Below are 22,228 nucleotides of genomic sequence, written 5' to 3' on the forward strand. Positions count from 1 at the left end.
GTACGTACGGTGGTGTGAGAGGTCGGTAGATAAAATAATTATCTACCTCCTACTCGATTTGAGAATTAATTGTTAGTCATTAGAATCCTAGTTTTCTTATTTTCTCCTCCAAATCTAATTTGAAAATGTTCGGTATTTTGATTCACAGAAATATCTGGATTTATAGCTTGAAAATAGTTGTTTTGTTTTGAGTCTAAGTTATTAATATTATAAATCTCCATCTCTACAACACCACTATAGGGATCCATACTTCTAACTTTTCCAGATACCATGAAATTCCCTCCTCTGATGCAATTTTTACAAACAATTACCTATTATATATTATGCAGTTATAAAAAAATGATTACAGATTAAGCTTGTTTTAAGATAAGGGCAGCATGAAATCTGCCCTTGTTTTTTACTCTAGTTGACCAGTTCTACCTGTAGACTCAAGAGTTTGAGGAATACCATTTATTCCCCTTTCTACAGTATTTTCTGTAGTTTCTGTATAAAATCTCATTGAGTCAATAGCATCAACGTCTCTTTGCATATTCCATGGGAATACAAAAGCGTTAATTTGATTGTTGATAACTGGATATTTGTGAGAGTTATAAGTTTCAAAAATCATGTCTAGCCCGCTTTTACGTTTTTTTACTCCTGTTTTTTCATCCATAATATTCACACCCTTATAATATTTTTATGGGTAATCTAATATAATAAATTTTAATTTATTATATTAATCATATTATTTGTACATTTTCATTGAAATATTATAAAATAATAAATGGAAAGGAAATTGAAACTTAAAAATTTGAAGATTTAATATGCAATTTCCTCAATTATTTATACAAATTTAGAACTTTGCACTTTTAAAGTTTATTGGAAATTGCTTTTATAAAAGAAGTATTTTATCAATGAGAAAATAGTGTGAGTCTACAGAAGTATATTTAAATAAGATACGACAGATGAAGAAAACCAATATTTAGAATATATTTATAGAAGATTAATTCTTTAAAGATGAGAGAAAATAGAAGTACAATCAAGTGAATAGTTGTTTATAGAAGAATAAGGGAGGGGAATTTCATGAAATATGAATCAAGGATTAGGGATGAATACATAGATGAATTATTCAAAGCAATTTTAGAGCTAGAGAATATGGAAGAATGCTATAGATTTTTTGAAGATATTTGTACTATCAAAGAATTAAAATCTATTTCTCAAAGGCTACAGGTAGCTAAGCTATTAAGTGATAATAGAACCTATAGTGAAATTGAAGAAAAAACAGGAGCTAGTACAGCAACTATAAGTAGAATAAATAGATCACTGAGCTATGGTGCAGATGGATATAGTATAGCCTTAAAAAGGTTAGGACATATTAAAGATAAGTAAGGTATAACTAGGGTCAAGTTACTCTGGTTATTTTTTTATATTTTTGTGAGATTAAAGTGTGAAGAAAGGAATTAACAAACTAATAACCTGTCCTTAAAAACCTTATAACAAATATGTAATACATTATTAAGTGGACATACAAATATTAACAATATTACTATAAGGGGGTTATTAAATGTTAAGTAAAAATTTACTTACCAAAGTAACAGTAGCAGTATTGTTTGTGGCTTTAGTTATTGGTGGAATGTTTACAGGTATCCAAAACCAAGGACAAGATCTAAAGGTACAAGCTTCTGAAACAAATGCACCTAAATACGTATTCTATTTTATAGGAGATGGTTTAGGTTCAGCTCAAAGACAATTAGCAGAAATTTATTTGCAAGAAACAACGGGAGATCAATCAGCTAAGTTAAGAATTAACAGCTTACCAATTGCAGGAATTAACACTACATATTCGGCTGATACACTTGTAACTGATTCTGCAGCAGCAGGTACAGCTCTTGCCACAGGATTCAAAACAAATAATGGCATGATATCTCAAACTCCTGATGGAGAAAACGTAAAGACATTAATTGAAGCTGCAGAGGAAAAAGGAATGGCAACAGGTATTGTGTCCACTACAAGAATAACTCATGCAACTCCAGCAGTATTTGCATCCCATAATGAAAATAGAAATAATGAAAATGAAATAGCTGCTGATTTTGTTGATAGTGGAGTAGAGTACTTTGCAGGTGGTGGATATAGAAACTTTGTACCACAAGATTGGGAATGGGGTAGCTCAAAAAGAACAGATGATAGAAATTTAATATCTGAGTTCGAAGCACAAGGATATGAATACTTTTTAACAGAAGATCAAACAGAAATGTTTAGAAACTATGAACCTTCTAGAAATGACAAGATGGTAGGTTTATTTACTAGTAGTCATTTACCATATGAAATAGATAGAGTTAAGAACAATGCTACACCAAGCATAGCGGAACTAACTAAAAAAGGTATAGATTTATTGTCTCAATATGATGATGGATTCTTTATGATGGTTGAAGGTGGAAGAATTGACCATGCCTGTCATGCTAATGATCCTCAAGGATCAATTCATGATACACTGGCATTCGACAAAGCAGTTGAAGAAGCTTATGATTTCTATATGAATCATCCAGAAGAAACTTTAATAGTAGTTGTAGGAGATCATGAAACTGGAGGAATGGGTCTTGGATTTTCTCAGAATTATTGGTTAAATATTGAGCCCATTGAAAAAGCAAAAGTTTCAGTTGAAGATGTTTTAAATTATATTTATGATGGCGATAGAGAAGCATATTTTGAATATATATCTAAGAATCTTGGTTTAAACGATCTAACAGCAGAAGAAAGAGCTGAAATTGTAAAAGCTATGGATATAGTTGATAATGATGAGGATTATGATGGTAGTATATATGGGCCAGACTATTATGGATTGGTAGGAATAGCTACTACTCATATAGTATCAGAGAGAGCAAATCTACAATGGACTACTTTTGCCCACTCTGGAACACAAATACCAATGTCAGCATTAGGAGTTGGGTCAGAAAATTTTGGTGGATTTAAAGACAATACTGAAATAGCTATAACTATGGCTGATTTACTAGGATTCGAATTAACTAAATAAATTATTGATTAGAAAAGAATATTAATAGATAGCCGGGATAGTATCCCGGCTGTTTGTAATTTACTTAATACCATAATCTAAATGTAATTAGGAAGGTGCAAAGAATGAAAAAGAAAACAATGCCTCTATTTATTATTTTAGTATTAATAATTTCTATTGTTGGTTTATTTATATATGATGGGACGCCGAATAATACAGAAAAGAAGGATAATAATATTACAGAAGTAAAGGCAAAGGTCTTATCTGTAGATAATAGTGACGTGGTTAGATCGGGAATATCTAGTATTGGACATCAAAATCTCAAAGCAGAGGTAAAGGAAGGTAAATATAAAGGATATAATGTAGATGCTAAAAGTAATTTAATTGGAAAGCTAGATATGGATACTTTTGTAGAAGAAGGTGACACAATAGTTTTAGGATTGAGGGAGAAGGATAATTTAATAAAAGACGCTATAGTATTAGAGCACTATAGACATAATTGGCTACTAATAATGTTTGGAGTTTTTGTTATTTGTTTGATTTTATATGCTAGAATTATCGGAATTAAAGCTTTGTTTTCATTTATAGCTAGCTTATATGTTATTTGGGGATTTTTAATTCCTGGACTCTTAAATGGGAAAAATCCTTTAGTCCTAGCTACATTAGTACTTATGCTATTATCAGCCATAATTATCTTTTCTGTTGCTGGCTTTACTAGAAAGGGTGTATCTGCTTTTGTAGGTACAATGATGGGATTAATAATAACAATAGCTATAACAATATTCTTTGGAGAGAAACTAGGGCTTAGAGGAATGACTCAACCCTTTGCAGAGTCATTATTATTTAGTGGACATCTGAATTTAAATATGAAACATATCCTATATGCAGCCATTATTATTGGTGCTTCTGGTGCTGCAATGGATATAGCAATGGATATTACTGCATCTATGGAAGAGATAAAGAGCAAGAAGCCTGAGATTTCTACAAAGGAATTAATTCAATCAGGTTTTAATGTTGGAAGGTCTGTAATAGGTACTATGACAACTACTTTATTACTAGCCTACTCAGGAGGATATTTGACTCTATTAATGCTTTTTATGACTAAAGATTCAAGTTTTATTAGAATAGTAAATTTAAAAATAGTCTCTACTGAAATAATGAGAACAGTTGTTGGTAGTATCGGATTAGTATTAGTGGCTCCTTTAACAGCAGTATTTGGAGGTTGGATATTAACCTTTGATTTTAAAAGATTTAGAAAAACAGTTAAAACATATAACAAATCAGAAGAAATATCAGAAACAGCAGCAAGTAAGGAGTAACTTTGATTTAAGGATATGTATCTAATAGATTATTGAAAATTAATTATGGTATTTATTATGGAATAAAAGCTGGGAAAAATCTCAGCTTTTATTTAGTTTTCATAACATGAATTTTAATATTGTAGACAAGTTTCAAAATGTGATAAAATAACAGGAGAATCACATAAATTGAGGAATCATATATTTGTCAATTAGAAATATCTTTGTAGAATAAGCTGAGACTTATAAATTTATTTTTCTTCAATTGCAATGGTAAATATTATTTTATAATGTAGGTGATAGAAATGAAATCGACAAAAAAGGTTCTTATTTATTTTTTTATTTATGCTGTTTTACTACAATTTGGTTTAAAATATCTAATACCAGGAGATATTATTTATTCATATAGATTAAAGTATGATTTAGTTAAAGATAGACCTACTAATATAGAAGCTGTGCTAGAAAATATAAAGGATACTATAAAAAGAGAGAAGCTAGATAATTATGTTATTATACTAGGAGACTCTGTAGGATATAGCAATCCTGGCCCTAGTGATGCTTCTCTTGCATATTATTTTGATAAAAGAGCTGTAGAGGAAGATAAAAAATTTAGAACTTTTAATCTTTCCATGCCAGCTATGCAGACAGGGGACATATATACTGTACTACTAAAGTTGAAAGAATATGAAATATCTACAGATCATGTCATTATAAATCTTATATACTCAGGCTTTGTTGAAAGAGATCCTACACCTCCAATTGTATATTGGTTACAAGATCAATTAAAAGAGCTTGATAAAGAAGCTTTTATGGTAGCTAGACCGTACTATAATTATGATAAAAAGTGGTATGACATAGATTTTAAAAATCTAAAAAATGAAGTGGTTGAGTTTGGATATGAAAATATTTCTATTTTTAAATATAAAGATTATGTTCAGCTATATTTAAAGAATATTTATGCTAAGCTTCGCTCAAAAGATGTTGTGACAACAGTCCAACCATGGACTGAAAAATCTTTTTTAGTGGACTTACTTCAGGAGCCAATGTATCAAAAGCAATTTTCGGACAAGCCCTTTGTAATGGATGATAGTAATCCTAATATATACTTTCTAGATAAGATTATTGAAAAGCAGAAAGGAAAAGATACGTTGATATTTATGGCTGGGATCAATGAAGAGCTATTAAAAAACAATGTAGAAAGCCAAGACTTTCAGGAAAATCTAAAAAGAGTTAATAGATACTTTGAAAAGAAAGAAGTAAACTATATAGATTATAACGGTAAGATTGACACAACATGGTTCTCAGATCATGTACATCTAACCCCCAATGGATATAAGCATCTTGCTGATTCACTTTGGAAAAGAATATCTAATTGGAATTTAGATTGATATTGGAGGTTTTTAAATGTTATTTCACTCAATTGAATTTTTTACACTTTTGATTATAACAGTAATATTATTTTATTCCTTTAAAAGCAAGAGAAAGTATATTTTAGCAATAGCTAATATACTATTTTACGCTGCCTCAGGCTTTAATTACTTAATATTATTTCTAATAGTTGCCTTCATTTCATACTATGCCGCTAAAAGAATTGATAAAAGATATGGGAATATATATTTTTATATTGCAATTATTATAAATGTAACAAATCTAGTGTTCTTTAAATATACAGGCTTTATTCTTAAAAATATGAGTCGTTTTTTCGCAATAAGCTTTCCATGGGAAAATGAATTAATGGCTAAGCTAATATTGCCAGTGGGAATTTCCTTTTATACCTTTCAGTTAATAGCTTATATAGTTGATGTTAAGAGAAAAGAAATTGAACCCTGTGATAATTTCATTAAATTTTGGGTATTTATAGGTTTCTTTGGACAGCTTATAGCTGGTCCCATTATGAGAGGAAAAGAATTTTTACCTCAAATAACTAATGTAGGATCTAGTAAACTGAGACTTCAAAACTTTAAGTATGGAATAACTTATATACTAATGGGATTAGCAAAGAAAATTATATTTGCCGATTTCTTAGCAGAGAAAGCAGACTATTACTTTGGTCAAATCAATAATCTTACATTTCTAGATGGATGGTTTGCAGCCTACTTATTCGCTTTTCAGATATATTTTGATTTTTCAGCTTATAGCGAGATTGCATTAGGAATTGGATATTTATTCGGATTTAAACTTAGGTTGAATTTTAAATCTCCATATATAAGTGGAAGTTCTACTGAATTTTGGAGAAGGTGGCATATAACCCTATCCTCATGGATAAAAGATTATATTTATATTCCACTGGGAGGATCAAGGAAAGGATTTATACCTCAATTATTATTTTTAACGTTAGCTATGATGATTTCAGGGCTATGGCACGGAGCAGCTTGGACTTTCATTATATGGGGAGCATATCATGGGTTACTCGCAGCAGGACATAAAGTCTATGTAAGATTTCTTAGAAAGAAAAACATTAACTTAAAGAACAATATTATATATAAGTTAATTACAATTTTCGTTTATTTTCAACTAACTACAATAGGATGGGTATTCTTTAGGGCGGATAGCTTTACCAATGCTATTGAACTAATTAAAAGAATGTTAAATCCGTCATATATTCATTACAGTCCAGTTTATATTTTTTATTTTGCTTTTATAGCAGGATTATATTTAATACATGTTATAGAATACTATGTTCGTGAAAATGGAGTTAAAATTGGACAAATTTGGGAAGCTAGAGTGCCTGCCTTTATAAGGGCAGGGGCATATATAGCAATCCTATTCATACTAGTCTTATTTACCAAAACTCAGCAAAGTAGTTTTATATATTTCCAATTTTGATAATAATCTATAAGAATTTATCTTTATCAAATGCATTCTGAGAATTAATTCAAGCATAGAGGATATATATTTGAGTGCAAATCAAGATTATGGTTAATTTGTAAATATTTAATTTCAGCAACATTTGAATCTACAACATAATAATGACTAAATTTTAAATATCCCATTGAGTAGTTATAATAAACTATGATATGGGATTATTTTGACTGTTGAAATCTCCTTATATTATATAAGAAGTAATTAAACATAAAAAAATCAACCACTCTTTAAAAAATATATTATAAAATTAAATATTCACTACTGAAACTCCCCACGAGACTTAATGTGTAATTGTTAATTCTAAAATCTTTTTCATAAATGAAGTAATTAATAGTTAAATGCATTAAGGCTTACTAGGGTTACAACTAATATAAAAGAGGGAAGAGAAGAAGAGTTAGTCTATATGTCTATTTAACTAGTAGTTTTTTATCTTGTAATATTTTGTTGTATTGGGCTAGTGCATTGTCTAGCTTTTGACTTTCCTTAATAACGCGCTTGTTTGTTAAATCACCATTGTTTTCTTCTAGAATTTTGTATAGATCTTTTCTTAGTTTTTCGATCAACTCTATCGTTTTCACTAAATCATTCATCGTATACCCCCCATTTTGTTTTTCTACACATATAGACAATTTTTCTCCTTCTTTTCCCTCTAATATAAAATTGTATTAAAAAAAACCTCGATTGAGGGAAAATCGTTCAAATTTTTTACTGATATGTCGCGTTTATTGTCAAAATTGTAAATAATATCCTGAACACAAGTGAAATCTTATAAAATGAATGTCGAAAAAAGAGTGTTTTGAAATAAATGTAAAAAAAAGTAATTAAAGAATGAAATTATATGATTGACATATAAAAGAACATATAATATACTTAAAACAAATATTACGTAAAATGAAATATTCAAAGGATGAATTAAACATGGAACAAGATAAAGTAATTAAAATTATACTTGATAATATGAAAAAGCTTTTCTATCCGGAAGAATGGCTTGAAATTGATATAAAGCTATCAAAATCTGAACTATTTGCCATGCTGATTGTCGACAGATATGGTGAAGTTATCATGAGTAAGATATCTAATGAAATAAATATTTCAATGAGTACAGCATCAGGTATAGTAGATAGATTAGTTAAGAAAAAATATTTAAAGAGAGAAAGAAGCGATTTAGACAGAAGAATTGTTCTAATAAAATTAACAAAAAAAGGACAAAATACAATTGAAACTCTTAAAAAAAGTATTAATAAATATTTGAATATCATATATGAATCATTAACTGATGAAGAGATTAAGGTTTTAACCAATGTTCTCATAAAGGTTATGGATGCACTTAGCAAAAGTAATGAAGAGAAAAATACACAGAATAAAGAGAAATCAAAAGTTGAGAAAATAGAGATAGAATAAAGCCCATAGATAAATGGGCTTTATAAGAAGGGGATACTTCGTCATACGTAATATTCACCACAAGAAATAAAAGGAGGGTGTTTTATGAGAATAATATTATATACTGGAAAAGGTGGAGTAGGTAAGACAAGTGTTGCAGCAGCTACAGCAATTAAAAGTGCAAAGAGTGGTAAAAAAACACTGGTCATTAGTGCTGACCCAGCCCATAGTTTAGGAGATGCCTTAGATATACAGTTGAAATCAGAGCCGATAGAAATTATGGATAATATGTGGGCTCAAGAAATAAGTTCATTATATGAGATGGAGAAGGGATGGAAAAAGGTTCAAGATTATTTAACAGCATTATTCACTTCTAAAACAGTGAAGGATATAACTACAGAAGAGTTAACTATTTTCCCAGGTATGGAAGATTTATTGAGCTTGTTGAGAATTTTAGATTATTATAAAAGCAAAACATATGATGTAGTTATAGTAGACTGTGCACCTACGGGGGAAACATTAAAGCTTTTGAGTTTCCCAGAAATGCTTAGATGGTGGATGGAGAAGCTATTCCCAATTAAACGTAAAGCTGTTAAAATTATTAAGCCTGTAGCACAACCTTTATTAGGAATACCTATTCCAAATGATTCTGTCATGGGAGAGGTTGAAAACTTATATAGAAATTTAGATGAAATGAGAAATATATTCACTGACAAAGAAGTAACAAGTATAAGAATTGTAGTTAATCCCGAAAAGATGGTAATTAAGGAAGCACAACGAAGTTTCACTTACCTAAATATGTATGATTTCAACGTTGATGCTGTTATGGTTAATAGGGTAATATCTGATGATATTAATGATGGGTATTTAGATACGTGGAAGACTATTCATAAAAAATATTTAAAAACTATCGAAGAAAGCTTCTCTCCCATACCCATATATAAAGCACCTTTATTTGATAAAGAGGTTGTAGGTCTAAAAATGCTGTCAAAAATGGGAGATACTATTTTTAAATCAGAAAATCCGACAAGTATCAAATATAATGATAGAGTACAAAAAATTGAGAAACAAGGAGAAGAGTATATTTACTCAATATATACACCTTTCTTAAAGAAAGAAGATTTATCTCTAAATCAAAAAGGTGATGAAGTGATTATTAGAGCAGGTAATATTAAAAGAAATATAACTCTTCCTCGTATACTGATAAACTTATCCATTAAAGGTGCTAAATTTGAAGAAGATAGATTGAAGATACGTTTCGGGAGTGATAAAGATGAATAAGAATATAATAAAAAACTTAATGATTATGAAATTGAAGGCTGTAGATAAAGTTCTAAATGAAATAACAACTATATCTAAAACTCCAGTAACAAAAATATATGATGATTTTGTAAATACTGTAAACGAAGCAACGGAAGGTTATTTTAGAGGAAAAGATATTAAGTCTAAGAGTGATAAAAAAGACGGCGGAATTACAAATATAGAAATTAATTAATGGGTAGCTATGTAATAAAAAAAAGTAGCAGATCTGCTACTTTTTTTATTGCATAAAAGTATAGCCAGCGAAGCTATAGATTACTTATTGTAAAAACAAAATATGCTATATAACAATAAGTTTGGTATATGCCTATACAAAAAGATTCTATGCATAATGATAATCGAATATACCAAATATTTCAAGGGAAAATTGTAAAATTATTGTTAGGAATTTAAGTAAATACATGGATAATGTTGGTATTTCAATACTTTAAGATGTCAATTTGTTGATAAAAATTAATGAAGTATAAGGATGAATATAATAGCATAAGACAAAGTGAATAAAATATTAATTAAGAAATCAAAAGCTAGAAGTAAAATTTCGAAAATCAAAAAAATTAAATGCTATAATTAAGATATATATTTGAATAAGACGATGCACTTAAGCCACTTTTATGTATCGGGTATGAATATATATTATAATAAGTAGGAATTAAGGGAGGGATATAAATGGGTGAAGGTAATGAAAGGAAGATAGAAGTAGTTAATTATAGCTCAGATTGGAAGAAGATATATAATGAGGAATCAAAGAAGATAAATGAAATAATGGGGTATATAATAAATGAAAGTCACCATATAGGCAGTACTGCTATACCAGGGATTAAGGCTAAGCCTGTTATAGACATATTGATTATAGTAGAAGATATTAAAGAAGTAGACAAATATGATTTACAGATGAAGGAATTAGGGTATGTCCCAAAGGGTGAATACGGAATTAAAGGAAGAAGATTTTTTATGAAGGGTGGTAACAACAGAACCCATCATGTTCATATATATGAAGTTGGTAATGAAGAAATAGAAAGACATATAAATTTTAAAGATTACTTAATTAGTCATCCTGATAAAGCAAAACAATACTCTGAGTTAAAAGAAAAACTAGCTCAAGAACATACTTATGATATAGACGGATATATAGAGGGTAAGAGTAAATTTATTAAAGAGATAGATAAGAAAGCTAAAGTTTGGAAAGAGGATAAATATGATAGTTAATCTTAATGAGAATTGAATTAGTTTTAATTCTTTAATGAATATCTAAAATAGAATATATAGATTCAAAAATTGATTTTAGCATATAAGTTACATATTAGAATAGAACCTTATACTACACTGATAGATAATCAGCAAGTTAGGGTTCTGTTTTTATGTTATTAAGGTTAGAATATAAAAGTAAACCTCTAAGAATTAACAATATTTAATCCTATAATAGACCTTCAATAGAACAAGAGTTTGATATATAATAGGGATATGATAAAAAAGAACCACCAATAGAGAGGAGCAAAGGATAATGGATTTTTTAAAAGGCCTTAATGATAAACAAAGTGAAGCCGTACAGACAGTAGATGGTCCTTTACTTGTCTTAGCAGGGGCAGGTAGTGGTAAAACAAGAGTGTTGACCCACAGAATAGCATACTTAATTGAAGAATGTGGAGTATTACCTCAAAGTATACTTGCTATAACCTTCACTAATAAAGCTGCTAAAGAAATGAAGGAGAGAATAGATAGATTAATTGAAAATAGAGTAGATAGAATGTGGGTAGGAACATTTCACTCCATGTGTGTTCGAATATTAAGAAGGGATATTGATAAGCTTGGATATAATTCTAACTTCGTTATATTCGATACCACAGACCAAAAAACTGTAATGAAAAGCTGTATAAAAGAGCTTAATTTAAATGAAAAGCTTTATGATCCAAATGCAATGATATATTTTGTGAGTGGTCAAAAGGATAAGCTTATAGAACCAGATGAGTACATAAATGCAAACTATAATGACTTTAGAGAGAGACAAAGAGGAGAAATATACGAACTTTATCAGAAAAAACTAAAGAGCAATAATGCTCTAGACTTTGATGATTTAATAAATAAAACAGTAAAGCTATTTCAAGAATATCCTCAAGTGTTAGAATTCTATCAGAAAAAATTCCAGTATGTTCTTGTAGATGAGTATCAAGATACTAACAAAGCTCAATATGAATTAGTAAGACTTCTATCAAAGAAACATATGAATATATGTGTGGTTGGCGATGATGACCAATGTGTACTTGAAGATATGAAAGTTCTAACTCCTCAAGGGGATGTAGCTATTAGTGATCTAAAAGAAGAAAATCAAGTCATATGTGGTTCAGGTCACGGAAAAACTATGACTGGATATATAAATAAAAAAATAAAGAAAGAGTATAAGGGTCCAGTTATAAGGGTTAAGACAAAAACTGGCAGGGAAGTAAAAGCAACTCCAAACCATATAGTTTTTGGTAAGCTGAATCCCCAACCTAATGTCCACTATGTTTATTTAATGTATAAAAAGGATTTTGGATATAGAATAGGGCAGACTCAAGGGGTAAGAAGTAGAAAAGATGAAATAATTAATGGATTGCATGTAAGGTTAAACCAAGAGCATGGAGATAAAATGTGGATATTAAAGGTTTGCACAGATAAAAGTGAAGCAACCTATTATGAACAACTATTCTCTTTTAAATATGGAATTCCTACAACGGTATTCCATGATAAAGGAAGAAGTCTCACGCTATCCCAGAAGTATATAGATAAAATATTTGATGAAATAAATACAGAGGAATCCGCAATTGAGTTGATGAGGGATTTAATGCTTTTTGAAGAATATCCTCACCATATACCTAATGCTGTAATTCGAGGTGACTCTATTAGAAGAATTGCTAATATAAACTTTTTTAATGGAAGACCAACAGGAAAAGAATCAGGATGGAATAGTCATAGAATATCCTTGAATACCTCGGGAGATGAACTAAAAAATAAAGTTGTAAATTCAGGATATCCAGTGAGGGATGGCAAAAGAAACACATGGAGAGTAGAAACGGAAAGAGTAGATTATGACGAAGCTAATAAGTATGTAAAGAAACTATTGCAGGTGCATGATGAGCTAGAGGTTGTAAAAAAAGCAAGATTGACTGAGGATAAGAGTTTCTATTATATGCCTATATCTCATTTGAGACCTTCCATGAGTATAGCAATTATTAATGACAATAAAATTATTGAGGATATAGTAACAGAAGTAACATTTGAAGATTATAATGGTCATGTTTATGACATCTCTGTTCCCCATCACAGACATTATATTTGTAATGGTATTGCGGTTCATAACTCAATCTACGGATGGAGAGGTGCAGATGTAAGGAATATTCTGGATTTTGAAAAGGATTTTCCTAATACAAAGGTTATAAAGCTTGAGCAGAACTATCGTTCAACTAAAAATATTCTAAACGCAGCCAATCATGTAATTGATAATAATAATGAAAGAAAAAGTAAGAGACTATGGACTGCTAAAGATGAAGGTAATTCAATTAAGATTTATGAGGCAATGAATGAACATGATGAAGCTAGCTATATAGTAAAAAATATAAGGCAGATATGTAATGAAGACGAAAAGGAATACTCCGACTTTGCAATGCTGTATAGAACAAATGCTCAGTCCCGTGTATTAGAGGAAGCGTTAATGAAATCCAATATTCCCTATAGGATAGTAGGAGGACTTAAGTTCTATGATAGAAAGGAAGTTAAGGATATCATAAGCTACTTAAGATTGGTTCAAAACCCTGTGGATGATGTTAGCTTAAAGAGGATTATAAATGTTCCCAAAAGAGGCATTGGAAAAAGAACTGTTGAGAAAATTGAGGATTATAGTATTGAAAAGGGAGAAAGCATATACAGTGTGATTTTAGATATTGAAGACGTACCAGACTTATCCCATAGAGCTATGTCAAAGGTGAAAAGCTTTGCTACTATGATAGGAAAATTTATAGCTATGAAGGAGCTAATAGGGGTTAAAGAGCTTATAGAGAATGTAATAAGTTCAACAGGATATGTAGACCAATTAAAGCAAGAAGATACTATAGAGGCTCAATCAAGAATAGAAAATATTAACGAGTTTGTATCTGTAGCCATAGACTTTGAAAAGAATAGTGAAATAAAAACTTTGGAAGAGTTCTTAGCCAATATATCATTACTATCAGATATTGATAAAACTGATGATAATATGGAAAACTCTGTAACTCTTATGACTCTACATAGTGCTAAGGGACTTGAATTTCCAGTTGTTTTCTTAACTGGACTTGAAGATGGACTATTCCCTTCTTCTCGAGCATTTACCAGTGAAAATGACTTGGAAGAGGAGAGAAGACTTTGCTATGTGGGTATAACTAGAGCTGAAGAGAAACTTTTTATGACTCACTCAAGCATAAGAACTTTATATGGTAAAACAAAATATAATATAGCTTCTAGATTTTTAGACGAAATACCAAATGAGTTAATAGACAATGGTGAAGGAGATAATACTAATAAGAGAAACAATAGAAAAAATACTTCAAATAGTGGAAAGAGTACTTTCAGTCAGAAAAAATATTTTGCTGGATACACTGCTGAAAGCATGCAAAAAGCTAAGCCTAAGAGTACAAGTAATAATGGTGAAGTTAAACTAGGTATGAAAATAAGACATAAAGTATGGGGAGAAGGTACAATAGTTCAAGTTAAAGGACAGGGTGAAAAAACTGAAGTAACAGTTGCCTTTGAAAAGCAAGGTATTAAAAAGCTTATGCTGGCCTTTGCGCCTGTTGAGATTCTTTAGAACTGATTTTTTCTTAAGACTCCCACTTCTATAAGTGGGAGGGAAGACTTATCTTCAAGTGGAGTAGAATCTCCATCTGAAGCCCTGATATTCTATCAGTTCACTTATTAAAGTTACTCATATAATTAAAGTTAAAGAATAAAGTAAAATAATCATTGGCGAATATCTTAGAATTTAAGGAAATTGCATATTTCATAAATTCAAGTCAGTAATTTCAGTTAAGGGAGAAGGTGTTAGATTGGATAAAATGCAAAGAATGAAAGAATTAGTTAAAGAATTGAATGAATTAAGCTACTATTATTATACAATGGATAAACCAAAGGTTAGTGATAAAGAATACGATAAGCTTTATAACGAGCTATTATCCTTAGAGGAAGAACTAGGAGAAGTTCTTCCAAACTCTCCAACCCAGAGGGTAGGAGATGAACCATTAGATAAATTCGAAAAGCATAAGCATTTAGGGAGACTTTTGAGTTTAGATAAGGGTCAAAGTATTGAAGAGTTGAGAAGTTGGGATGAGAGAGTAAGAAGGTTAATAGATCAATATAATGGATCAAATGAGGATAAATTACCGGAACCTACGTATATATTAGAGTATAAATTTGATGGATTAACTCTAAATCTTACATATAGAGAGGGAGTTTTGACTCAAGGTGCAACCAGAGGAAATGGTGAAATAGGAGAAGCTATATTACCTCAAATAAAGACAATAAAATCTATTCCTTTAAATATAGATTTTAAAGGCACTATTGAAATACAAGGGGAGGGATTAATGCCTTTATCAGCCCTTAAAAAGTATAATGAAACGGCAGATGTACCCCTTAAGAATGCTAGAAATGGAGCAGCAGGAGCCTTAAGAAACCTAAATCCAAAGGTTACAGCAAAGAGGAATTTAATTGGATACTTTTATAATGTAGGCTACATTGAAGGGAAGAGCTTTGATACTCACCTTGAGATGCTAGATTTTTTAAAGGAAAATAGACTTCCGGTGAGTGATTATATTAAAATCTTCCATAGTATTCAGGGAGTAATAGATGAAATAGAGGAGATTAAAGAAACTAGAAGTGGACTAGATATTTTAACTGATGGAATGGTAATTAAAATCAATGATATGAAAACTAGAGATGCATTGGGATATACTCAAAAATTCCCTAGGTGGGCTATTGCCTTTAAATTTAAGGCAGAAGAAGTTACAACAGAGCTATTAGGTATACAATGGAATGTTGGTAGGACAGGAAAAGTGACACCATCTGCATTACTAGAGCCGGTAGACATAGGAGGAGTAACTGTACAGCGAGCTACTCTTAATAATTGGGATGATATACAAAGAAAGCAAGTTGCCTTGGGATGTAGAGTGTGGTTAAGAAGATCAAATGATGTTATACCAGAGATTATGGGCGTAGTAGAAGAAAGTTGTGAAGATTCCAAGGAAATAGAGAAGCCAAAGGAATGTCCAGCTTGTGGCAGTGAATTAGTTCAAGATGGAGTACATATATTCTGTCCTAATTCTCTATCATGTAAGCCACAGTTGGTATCTAGACTTGTCCATTTTGCCAGTAGAGATGCTATGAATATTGAAGGATTTAGCGAAAAAACTGCTGAACAATTGTACGAAGAACTTGAACTTACAGATATTCCCAATATATATGAGCTCAAGTTTGATGATTTAGTTAAGCTAGAAAGGTTTGGAGATAAGAAGTCTCAGAACTTATTAGATGCTATAGAGAAAAGTAAGGATTGTTCACTAAGCTCATTTATATATGCATTAGGAATTCCTAATGTAGGCAAAAGAACGGCCTCGGATCTAGTAGAAAACTACAAATCCTTAGACAATATCATGGAAGCAACTAAGGAAGAGTTAATAAATATTCCTGATATAGGCGGTATTGTTGCAGATAGCATTATTGAATTCTTCAATGATGAAAGAATACTTGGTAGCATAGAAAAGCTCTTAGAAGAGGGAGTAAGCCCTAAATATGAAGAAGAAGAGGTTTTATCAGATACTATATTTACTGATAAAAAAGTTGTGGTTACAGGAACATTAGAAGGAATAAGTAGAAAAGAGGCTAAAGATATTGTAGGAAAACTTGGTGGAACAGTAACTGGAAGTGTAAGCAAGAACACTGACTTTGTTATTGTTGGTGAGTCACCAGGGTCTAAAGCAGATAAAGCAAGGGAGTTAGGTGTAAGGATAATTGAGAACGAAGAGTTTATAAGTATACTTAAGGACAGCAAGATACTCTAGATTTACTATATATTTTTAAAAATCTATATAATGAAGTAATTAAAAATTAATCCTGCACAAATCTATAATTATGAAAGTTATAACATTCATTTTGAGATAAAATTTATGGAGAATTATAATGTGTTTTATTTAATTGTACAGTTTTGAAAACCAGTCATATAAAACCAGTCATATGCATAAAATGTATATAACTTAATTTATTTATACAAGTATCTAATATCTACTTAAAAGAAAAAGCTGGAGGGATACCCTTCCAGCTTTTAAAGTTATACTCATGTTTTGTCTGAAGAATATAATAATTTTTTTAGGCTAAGTAGGATTCTATTAAACATCCATTTTACCCTGTGTTATATAGGAAAGATAAATTATATCAATGACTAGTTTTGTAGAATTTGTTACAAATATTTAAACTACAAAAGAGTGCATAACCATTGAAATTTTCCGAAAATTATTGTATTATAGTAAAGTAACTTAACTTGTCGAAAAGATAAAAATTGTCACCACGCATGTATGAATAATCATTTTTTTAAAAATTCTTCAGAGGCATTTTAAAAAATAATTAGATGCCTTTATACCTCTGAATAGGACAAGCATCTATTCGTAAAAGCCTATCTTGGCAAATGTTAATAAACGATTAATTATATTACAAAAAATTAATATGCCTTATAATGCTTAATTTATCAAAGGTTTCATAGAGGTTGACATTCACACAATTACGTGAACTTGTATAATGTTTGAAAATTTTGTATATTTAAGTTACATGCAATTTTTTATTTTCGGACAATTCAGACTAGACAATAAAATGCAGTTATTAATAGATAAAAATGCAATAGTTTCAATTAATTATAAGAAAATTATACCCTGTTATATTTTTCTTAAACGTAACAAAAGATAAGAGTTTTATATTTTCAATTAAGTTTGAATTTATAATAAGCTTTAATTTTAAGGGGGTGAAGGAGCAAGATATTAAGTATCTTTTATTATTTTAACGCTTTAATATTTTAATTACATGTTTAAAGTTTTATCTTTTTAGTTTTACTATTATTTTGATGGAGGTGTTTGTGTAAATGGGAAGATATGTTCTTAAAAGATTTGGTTTAATGATTATTACTGTTTGGGTTATTGCAACTTTAACATTTTTCTTAATGCATGCAATCCCAGGGGATCCACTTTCAACCGATAGAGGGATGCCACCTGAAGTAAGAAAAAATATTGAGGCGAAGTATCATTTAGATAAACCGCTGATGATACAATATGCGTACTATATCAAAGATTTATTACACGGAGATTTAGGATTGTCTCTTAAGTATAAGACCAGGACAGTTAACTCAATGCTTATGAATGGGTTACCTGCATCAGCTAAGGTTGGACTATTAGGAATGCTGATAGGTGTTTCAGTAGGAATTTTCCTTGGAATTATAGCAGCGTTAAATAATAAAGGATTCTTAGACTATTTGGTTATTTTTATAGCAATATTAGGTATGTCAGTTCCGAGTTTCGTATTCGCTTCTGTGTACCAGTATTTCATTGGAGTTAAATTGTTGTGGCTACCGGTTGCGGGATGGGAAGGACCTAAGTACTTAATCCTACCAGTTGCTTCAATGGCTACCTTCTATATAGCAAGTTATGCAAGATATATGAAGACTTCTATGATAGAGGTAATGGGTTCAGACTATGTTGTTACAGCGAAGTCAAAAGGATTATCTCATACAGCAGTTATTATTAAGCACGTATTGAGAAATGCAAGTGTGCCAATTATTACTTTCATTGGACCATCATTAGCTACTTCAATTGTAGGTTCATTCGTTATTGAGAGTATATTCGGTGTACCTGGAATTGGTAAATTCTTCGTTGACAGTGTTAAACAATATGACTATACAATGATACTTGGTACTACGCTATTTACTTCTATACTAGTAGTTTTAGGTTACTTCATTAGTGATATGCTTTATGGAGTAGTAGATCCAAGAATTAGATTAGATAAGTAATGAAATTAGATTTATAAGGAGGGAATAAGAAATGGCGGAATTAAATAAGGAAAAATTTCAAACCGTTGGTAAAGACCTTGCTCAATCACAAAGTATTAGTAGACCAAGTATAACTTACTGGAAAGATGCTTGGAGAAGACTTAAGGAAAATAAGGTAGCTATGGTAGCTATGGTTGTATTAATTCTTTTAGCAATAATGGCATTTGCAGGTCCAGCGATGAGACCTTTTGATTATAAAACTGGAGATATATTAGATTTCAATCAAAAGCCAGGTAGTTTACACTGGTTCGGTACAGATGATATTGGTAGAGACTTATGGGTAAGAGTATGGAGGGGAGCTAGACTTTCCCTATTTATCGGATTAACAGTTGCTATTGCTAATATAGTTTTAGGTATATTATATGGTGGTGTTTCAGGATATATTGGCGGAAGAACTGACCTTATTATGATGCGTATTTGTGAGATATTAGGATCTATTCCATATCTAATAAGGGTTATTATGATCATGGTTATTCTGGGGTCTGGTGTAGGAACCGTAATCCTCGCTATGACTGTTGCAGGATGGGTTGGTACAGCCCGTATGATTAGAGGTCAGGTATTACAATTGAAAGAAATGGAATTTGTTATGGCTGCTAAAACTTTAGGAGCAGATACAAGTAGAATTATATTAAAGCACTTAGTTCCAAACACAATGGGTATTCTTATAGTTAACTTAACATTTAGAATTCCTTCTGCTATATTTGGTGAAGCATTCTTAGGATATATAGGTATGGGTGTTGAACCTCCAGAGCCTAGCCTTGGAATCTTATCACAAAAAGGAACAAATATGATATTAATTGAGCCTTACCAATTAGCATCACCAGCGATTGTTATTAGTTTACTGATGCTTGCGTTTACGATGCTAGGTGAAGGACTTAGAGATGCGCTAGATCCAAGACTTAGAAAGTAAGGAGGTTGAAATAGATGGGTAAAGATAACAGAAAGATACTATTAGATGTTAAAGATTTAAGTGTATCCTTTGACACTTATGCTGGAGAAGTTCAAGCTGTTAGAGGAAATAGTTTCTATGTAAGAAAAGGTGAAGCATTAGGAATAGTTGGTGAGTCAGGTTCAGGTAAGTCTGTTACTGTAAAATCTCTAATCAAACTACTTCCAATGCCTCCTGCAAGAATAAAAACTGGTACTGCTATGTTTAACGGAAAAGACTTAGTTAAAATGTCAGATAAGCAATTAGAATCAATTCGTGGTAGTGAAATAAGTATGATTTTCCAAGATCCTATGACATCCTTGAACCCAACAATGAAGGTTGGATCTCAAATAATGGAAGGTCTTATTAAACATCAGAAAATGAGTAAAAAAGAAGCAAGAGAGAAAGCTATAGAAATGCTTAGATTAGTTGGTATTCCAACTCCTGAAAAGCGTATAGACCAATATCCACATGAATTTAGTGGTGGTATGAGACAAAGAGGTATGATAGCTATAGCATTAGCATGTAATCCAAAGCTGTTAGTTGCTGACGAACCTACAACAGCTTTAGATGTTACAATACAAGCTCAAATCCTTGACCTTATGAAGGATTTACAAGAAAAAATGGAAACTTCTATCATATTAATTACCCATGACCTTGGTGTAATAGCAGATGTTGCTGAAAGAGTTATTGTTATGTATGGTGGACTTATAATGGAAGAAGGATCTATAGATGACGTATTCTATAGACCACAGCATCCATATACATGGGGATTATTAAAATCAGTTCCTAGATTGGATAATAAGGCTAAAGAGAGACTTATTCCAATAGAAGGTACACCACCGGATCTATTTAGTCCTCCTGAAGGATGTCCTTTTGCGGCTAGATGTGAATATGCTATGCCAATATGTAAGGAACAAATGCCAGAGAGAACTTCAGTGAGTGAAACTCATTCTGTATTCTGCTGGTTACAACATGATATGGCTCCAAATGTTGTAAATCCTGTAATTGAAGGGAGGGGTAAGTAATGGCAACTAAAGATCTATCACAAGCTAAAAACTTAATTGTTACTAAAAACCTTAAAAAATACTTTGAAGTAGGTAGAGGACAAATATTAAAGGCTGTGGACGGAGTTAGTCTTTCAATAAAAAAAGGTGAAACTTTAGGTCTAGTTGGTGAGTCTGGCTGTGGTAAAACTACTGTTGGTAGAACTTTAATTAGACTTTATGATGCTACTGATGGAGAAGTTATATTTGATGGAATGAATGTTCATAAATTAGGTAAAAAAGAACTTAAAAAGTTCACAAGTAGAGCTCAGATGATATATCAGGATCCATATGCTTCATTAAATCCACGTATGACTGTTGGAGATATTATAGCTGAGGGTCTAGATGTACACGGACTTTATAGTAATAAAAAAGAAAGAATGGAAAAAGTATATAAAGTGCTTGAGATTGTTGGTCTTAATAAAGAACATGCAAATAGATTCCCTCACGAGTTCAGTGGTGGACAGAGACAACGTATCGGTGTTGCTAGAGCATTAGTTCTAGAGCCTGACTTTATTGTATGTGATGAGCCTATTTCAGCTCTTGACGTATCCATTCAGGCTCAGGTTGTAAACTTACTTGAAGACCTACAAAATGAATTGGGATTAACATATCTATTTATTGCCCATGACTTAAGTATGGTTAAGCATATATCTGATAGAATTGCAGTTATGTATTTAGGTTCTGTAATGGAATTAACATCAAGTGAAGCATTATATGAAGAACCATTACACCCTTATACTCAAGCTCTACTTTCTGCTATTCCAATTCCGGATCCAGAAATAGAGAGAAATAGAAATAGAATATTACTTGAAGGTGATGTACCAAGTCCTATTAATACACCTCCAGGATGTAAATTCCAAAACAGATGTAGATACGTAAAAGATATCTGTAGAAAAGAAGCTCCTGTATTAAAAGAAGTTAAACCAGGACATCACGTTGCTTGTCATTTAGTAGACTAATCTAGATATAGATTAAGATTTATATATGCGACTCCAGTTTCTAAAGAGATTGGAGTCGTTTATTTTTTTGCTATATATGTTAAAAAATTACAAATAATTAATTATATTACAAAAATATAATAGGAACTGGAGTAGTGATAATTACTATATCCTAATAAAGAATTGTATGAAAAAACGAAACAAATGTTGAGAATATTCAGAATATTAAATATATTAATAACAACAAAACATATCACTAATATTAGCGTAACTGTATAAACAACTAAATGAATGGGAGGAGGTAGATAAAGGATTAGATAGTAGCATTAATAAAAAGGTAAAGTGCATATTGTGAGTTTTTACTGAAATATTTTAT

At 30.9% G+C, this 22,228-nt stretch carries 18 protein-coding genes; 15 read left to right on the forward strand and 3 right to left on the reverse strand.

Annotated features, from left to right (window positions below):
• Window positions 1-65 precede the first annotated feature (65 nt).
• The gene (locus JMO20_RS10785) at window positions 66-272 is read right to left on the reverse strand and encodes a hypothetical protein (RefSeq protein WP_202709678.1); all 207 of its coding nucleotides are present in this window, start codon (window positions 270-272) and stop codon (window positions 66-68) included.
• A 125-nt stretch (window positions 273-397) separates the two neighbouring features.
• Window positions 398-652, reverse strand: coding sequence for a hypothetical protein (locus JMO20_RS10790; protein WP_202709679.1), 255 nt, complete (start codon window positions 650-652; stop codon window positions 398-400).
• Between the two features lie 410 nt (window positions 653-1,062).
• Between JMO20_RS10790 and JMO20_RS10795 the strand changes: the two genes are divergently transcribed.
• From JMO20_RS10795 to JMO20_RS10815, 5 genes are all read left to right on the forward strand, one after another.
• Window positions 1,063-1,368, forward strand: a complete 306-nt coding sequence (locus JMO20_RS10795) for a YerC/YecD family TrpR-related protein (protein WP_202709680.1) — start codon at window positions 1,063-1,065, stop codon at window positions 1,366-1,368.
• A gap of 175 nt (window positions 1,369-1,543) precedes the next feature.
• Window positions 1,544-3,010 (forward strand): alkaline phosphatase, encoded by a 1,467-nt coding sequence (locus tag JMO20_RS10800; protein WP_202709681.1) that lies wholly within the window; start codon window positions 1,544-1,546, stop codon window positions 3,008-3,010.
• Between the two features lie 104 nt (window positions 3,011-3,114).
• On the forward strand, window positions 3,115-4,308 hold the full coding sequence (locus JMO20_RS10805; protein ID WP_202709682.1) for a YibE/F family protein: 1,194 nt from the start codon (window positions 3,115-3,117) through the stop codon (window positions 4,306-4,308).
• A 284-nt stretch (window positions 4,309-4,592) separates the two neighbouring features.
• Window positions 4,593-5,675, forward strand: a complete 1,083-nt coding sequence (locus JMO20_RS10810; protein ID WP_202709683.1) for an SGNH/GDSL hydrolase family protein — start codon at window positions 4,593-4,595, stop codon at window positions 5,673-5,675.
• Between the two features lie 16 nt (window positions 5,676-5,691).
• Window positions 5,692-7,113, forward strand: coding sequence for an MBOAT family O-acyltransferase (locus JMO20_RS10815; protein ID WP_202709684.1), 1,422 nt, complete (start codon window positions 5,692-5,694; stop codon window positions 7,111-7,113).
• A gap of 446 nt (window positions 7,114-7,559) precedes the next feature.
• On the opposite strand, the gene JMO20_RS10820 is transcribed toward JMO20_RS10815, so the two are convergent.
• Window positions 7,560-7,742, reverse strand: coding sequence for an aspartyl-phosphate phosphatase Spo0E family protein (locus JMO20_RS10820; RefSeq protein WP_202709685.1), 183 nt, complete (start codon window positions 7,740-7,742; stop codon window positions 7,560-7,562).
• 301 nt (window positions 7,743-8,043) lie between these two features.
• On the opposite strand from JMO20_RS10820, the gene JMO20_RS10825 reads away from it, so the two are divergent.
• The 10 genes from JMO20_RS10825 (at window position 8,044) to JMO20_RS10870 (ending at window position 21,873) form a co-directional block, all read left to right on the forward strand.
• Complete coding sequence (locus JMO20_RS10825) at window positions 8,044-8,553, forward strand: MarR family winged helix-turn-helix transcriptional regulator (RefSeq protein ID WP_243414717.1); 510 nt, start codon at window positions 8,044-8,046, stop codon at window positions 8,551-8,553.
• An 84-nt stretch (window positions 8,554-8,637) separates the two neighbouring features.
• Window positions 8,638-9,813, forward strand: a complete 1,176-nt coding sequence (locus tag JMO20_RS10830) for an ArsA family ATPase (RefSeq protein WP_202709686.1) — start codon at window positions 8,638-8,640, stop codon at window positions 9,811-9,813.
• Window positions 9,806-10,027: a hypothetical protein gene (locus tag JMO20_RS10835; protein WP_202709687.1), complete on the forward strand. Its 222-nt coding sequence runs from the start codon at window positions 9,806-9,808 to the stop codon at window positions 10,025-10,027. The genes JMO20_RS10830 and JMO20_RS10835 overlap by 8 nt, the downstream gene beginning before the upstream one ends.
• A 491-nt stretch (window positions 10,028-10,518) precedes the next feature.
• Window positions 10,519-11,058 carry a GrpB family protein gene (locus tag JMO20_RS10840; RefSeq protein WP_202709688.1) on the forward strand — a complete coding sequence of 180 codons (540 nt, stop codon included), beginning with the start codon at window positions 10,519-10,521 and terminating at the stop codon, window positions 11,056-11,058.
• A gap of 295 nt (window positions 11,059-11,353) precedes the next feature.
• Entirely contained in the window at window positions 11,354-14,665 is a 3,312-nt protein-coding gene (locus JMO20_RS10845; RefSeq protein WP_202709689.1) for a UvrD-helicase domain-containing protein, read from the forward strand.
• Window positions 14,666-14,912: 247 nt separating this feature from the next.
• Window positions 14,913-16,910 (forward strand): NAD-dependent DNA ligase LigA, encoded by a 1,998-nt coding sequence (ligA, locus tag JMO20_RS10850; protein WP_202709690.1) that lies wholly within the window; start codon window positions 14,913-14,915, stop codon window positions 16,908-16,910.
• 1,067 nt (window positions 16,911-17,977) lie between these two features.
• On the forward strand, window positions 17,978-18,898 hold the full coding sequence (locus JMO20_RS10855) for an ABC transporter permease (RefSeq protein ID WP_202709691.1): 921 nt from the start codon (window positions 17,978-17,980) through the stop codon (window positions 18,896-18,898).
• Between the two features lie 31 nt (window positions 18,899-18,929).
• Complete coding sequence (locus JMO20_RS10860) at window positions 18,930-19,847, forward strand: ABC transporter permease (RefSeq protein WP_202709692.1); 918 nt, start codon at window positions 18,930-18,932, stop codon at window positions 19,845-19,847.
• Between the two features lie 14 nt (window positions 19,848-19,861).
• A complete protein-coding gene (locus JMO20_RS10865; protein ID WP_202709693.1) occupies window positions 19,862-20,893 on the forward strand; it encodes an ABC transporter ATP-binding protein in 1,032 nt (343 codons plus the stop codon).
• A complete protein-coding gene (locus JMO20_RS10870; protein WP_202709694.1) occupies window positions 20,893-21,873 on the forward strand; it encodes an ABC transporter ATP-binding protein in 981 nt (326 codons plus the stop codon). Before JMO20_RS10865 ends, JMO20_RS10870 begins: the two co-directional genes overlap by 1 nt.
• Window positions 21,874-22,228: the final 355 nt, after the last annotated feature.

The sequence above is a fragment of the Sporosalibacterium faouarense genome (assembly GCF_016765695.1).
Taxonomy (GTDB): domain Bacteria; phylum Bacillota; class Clostridia; order Tissierellales; family VENL01; genus Sporosalibacterium; species Sporosalibacterium faouarense.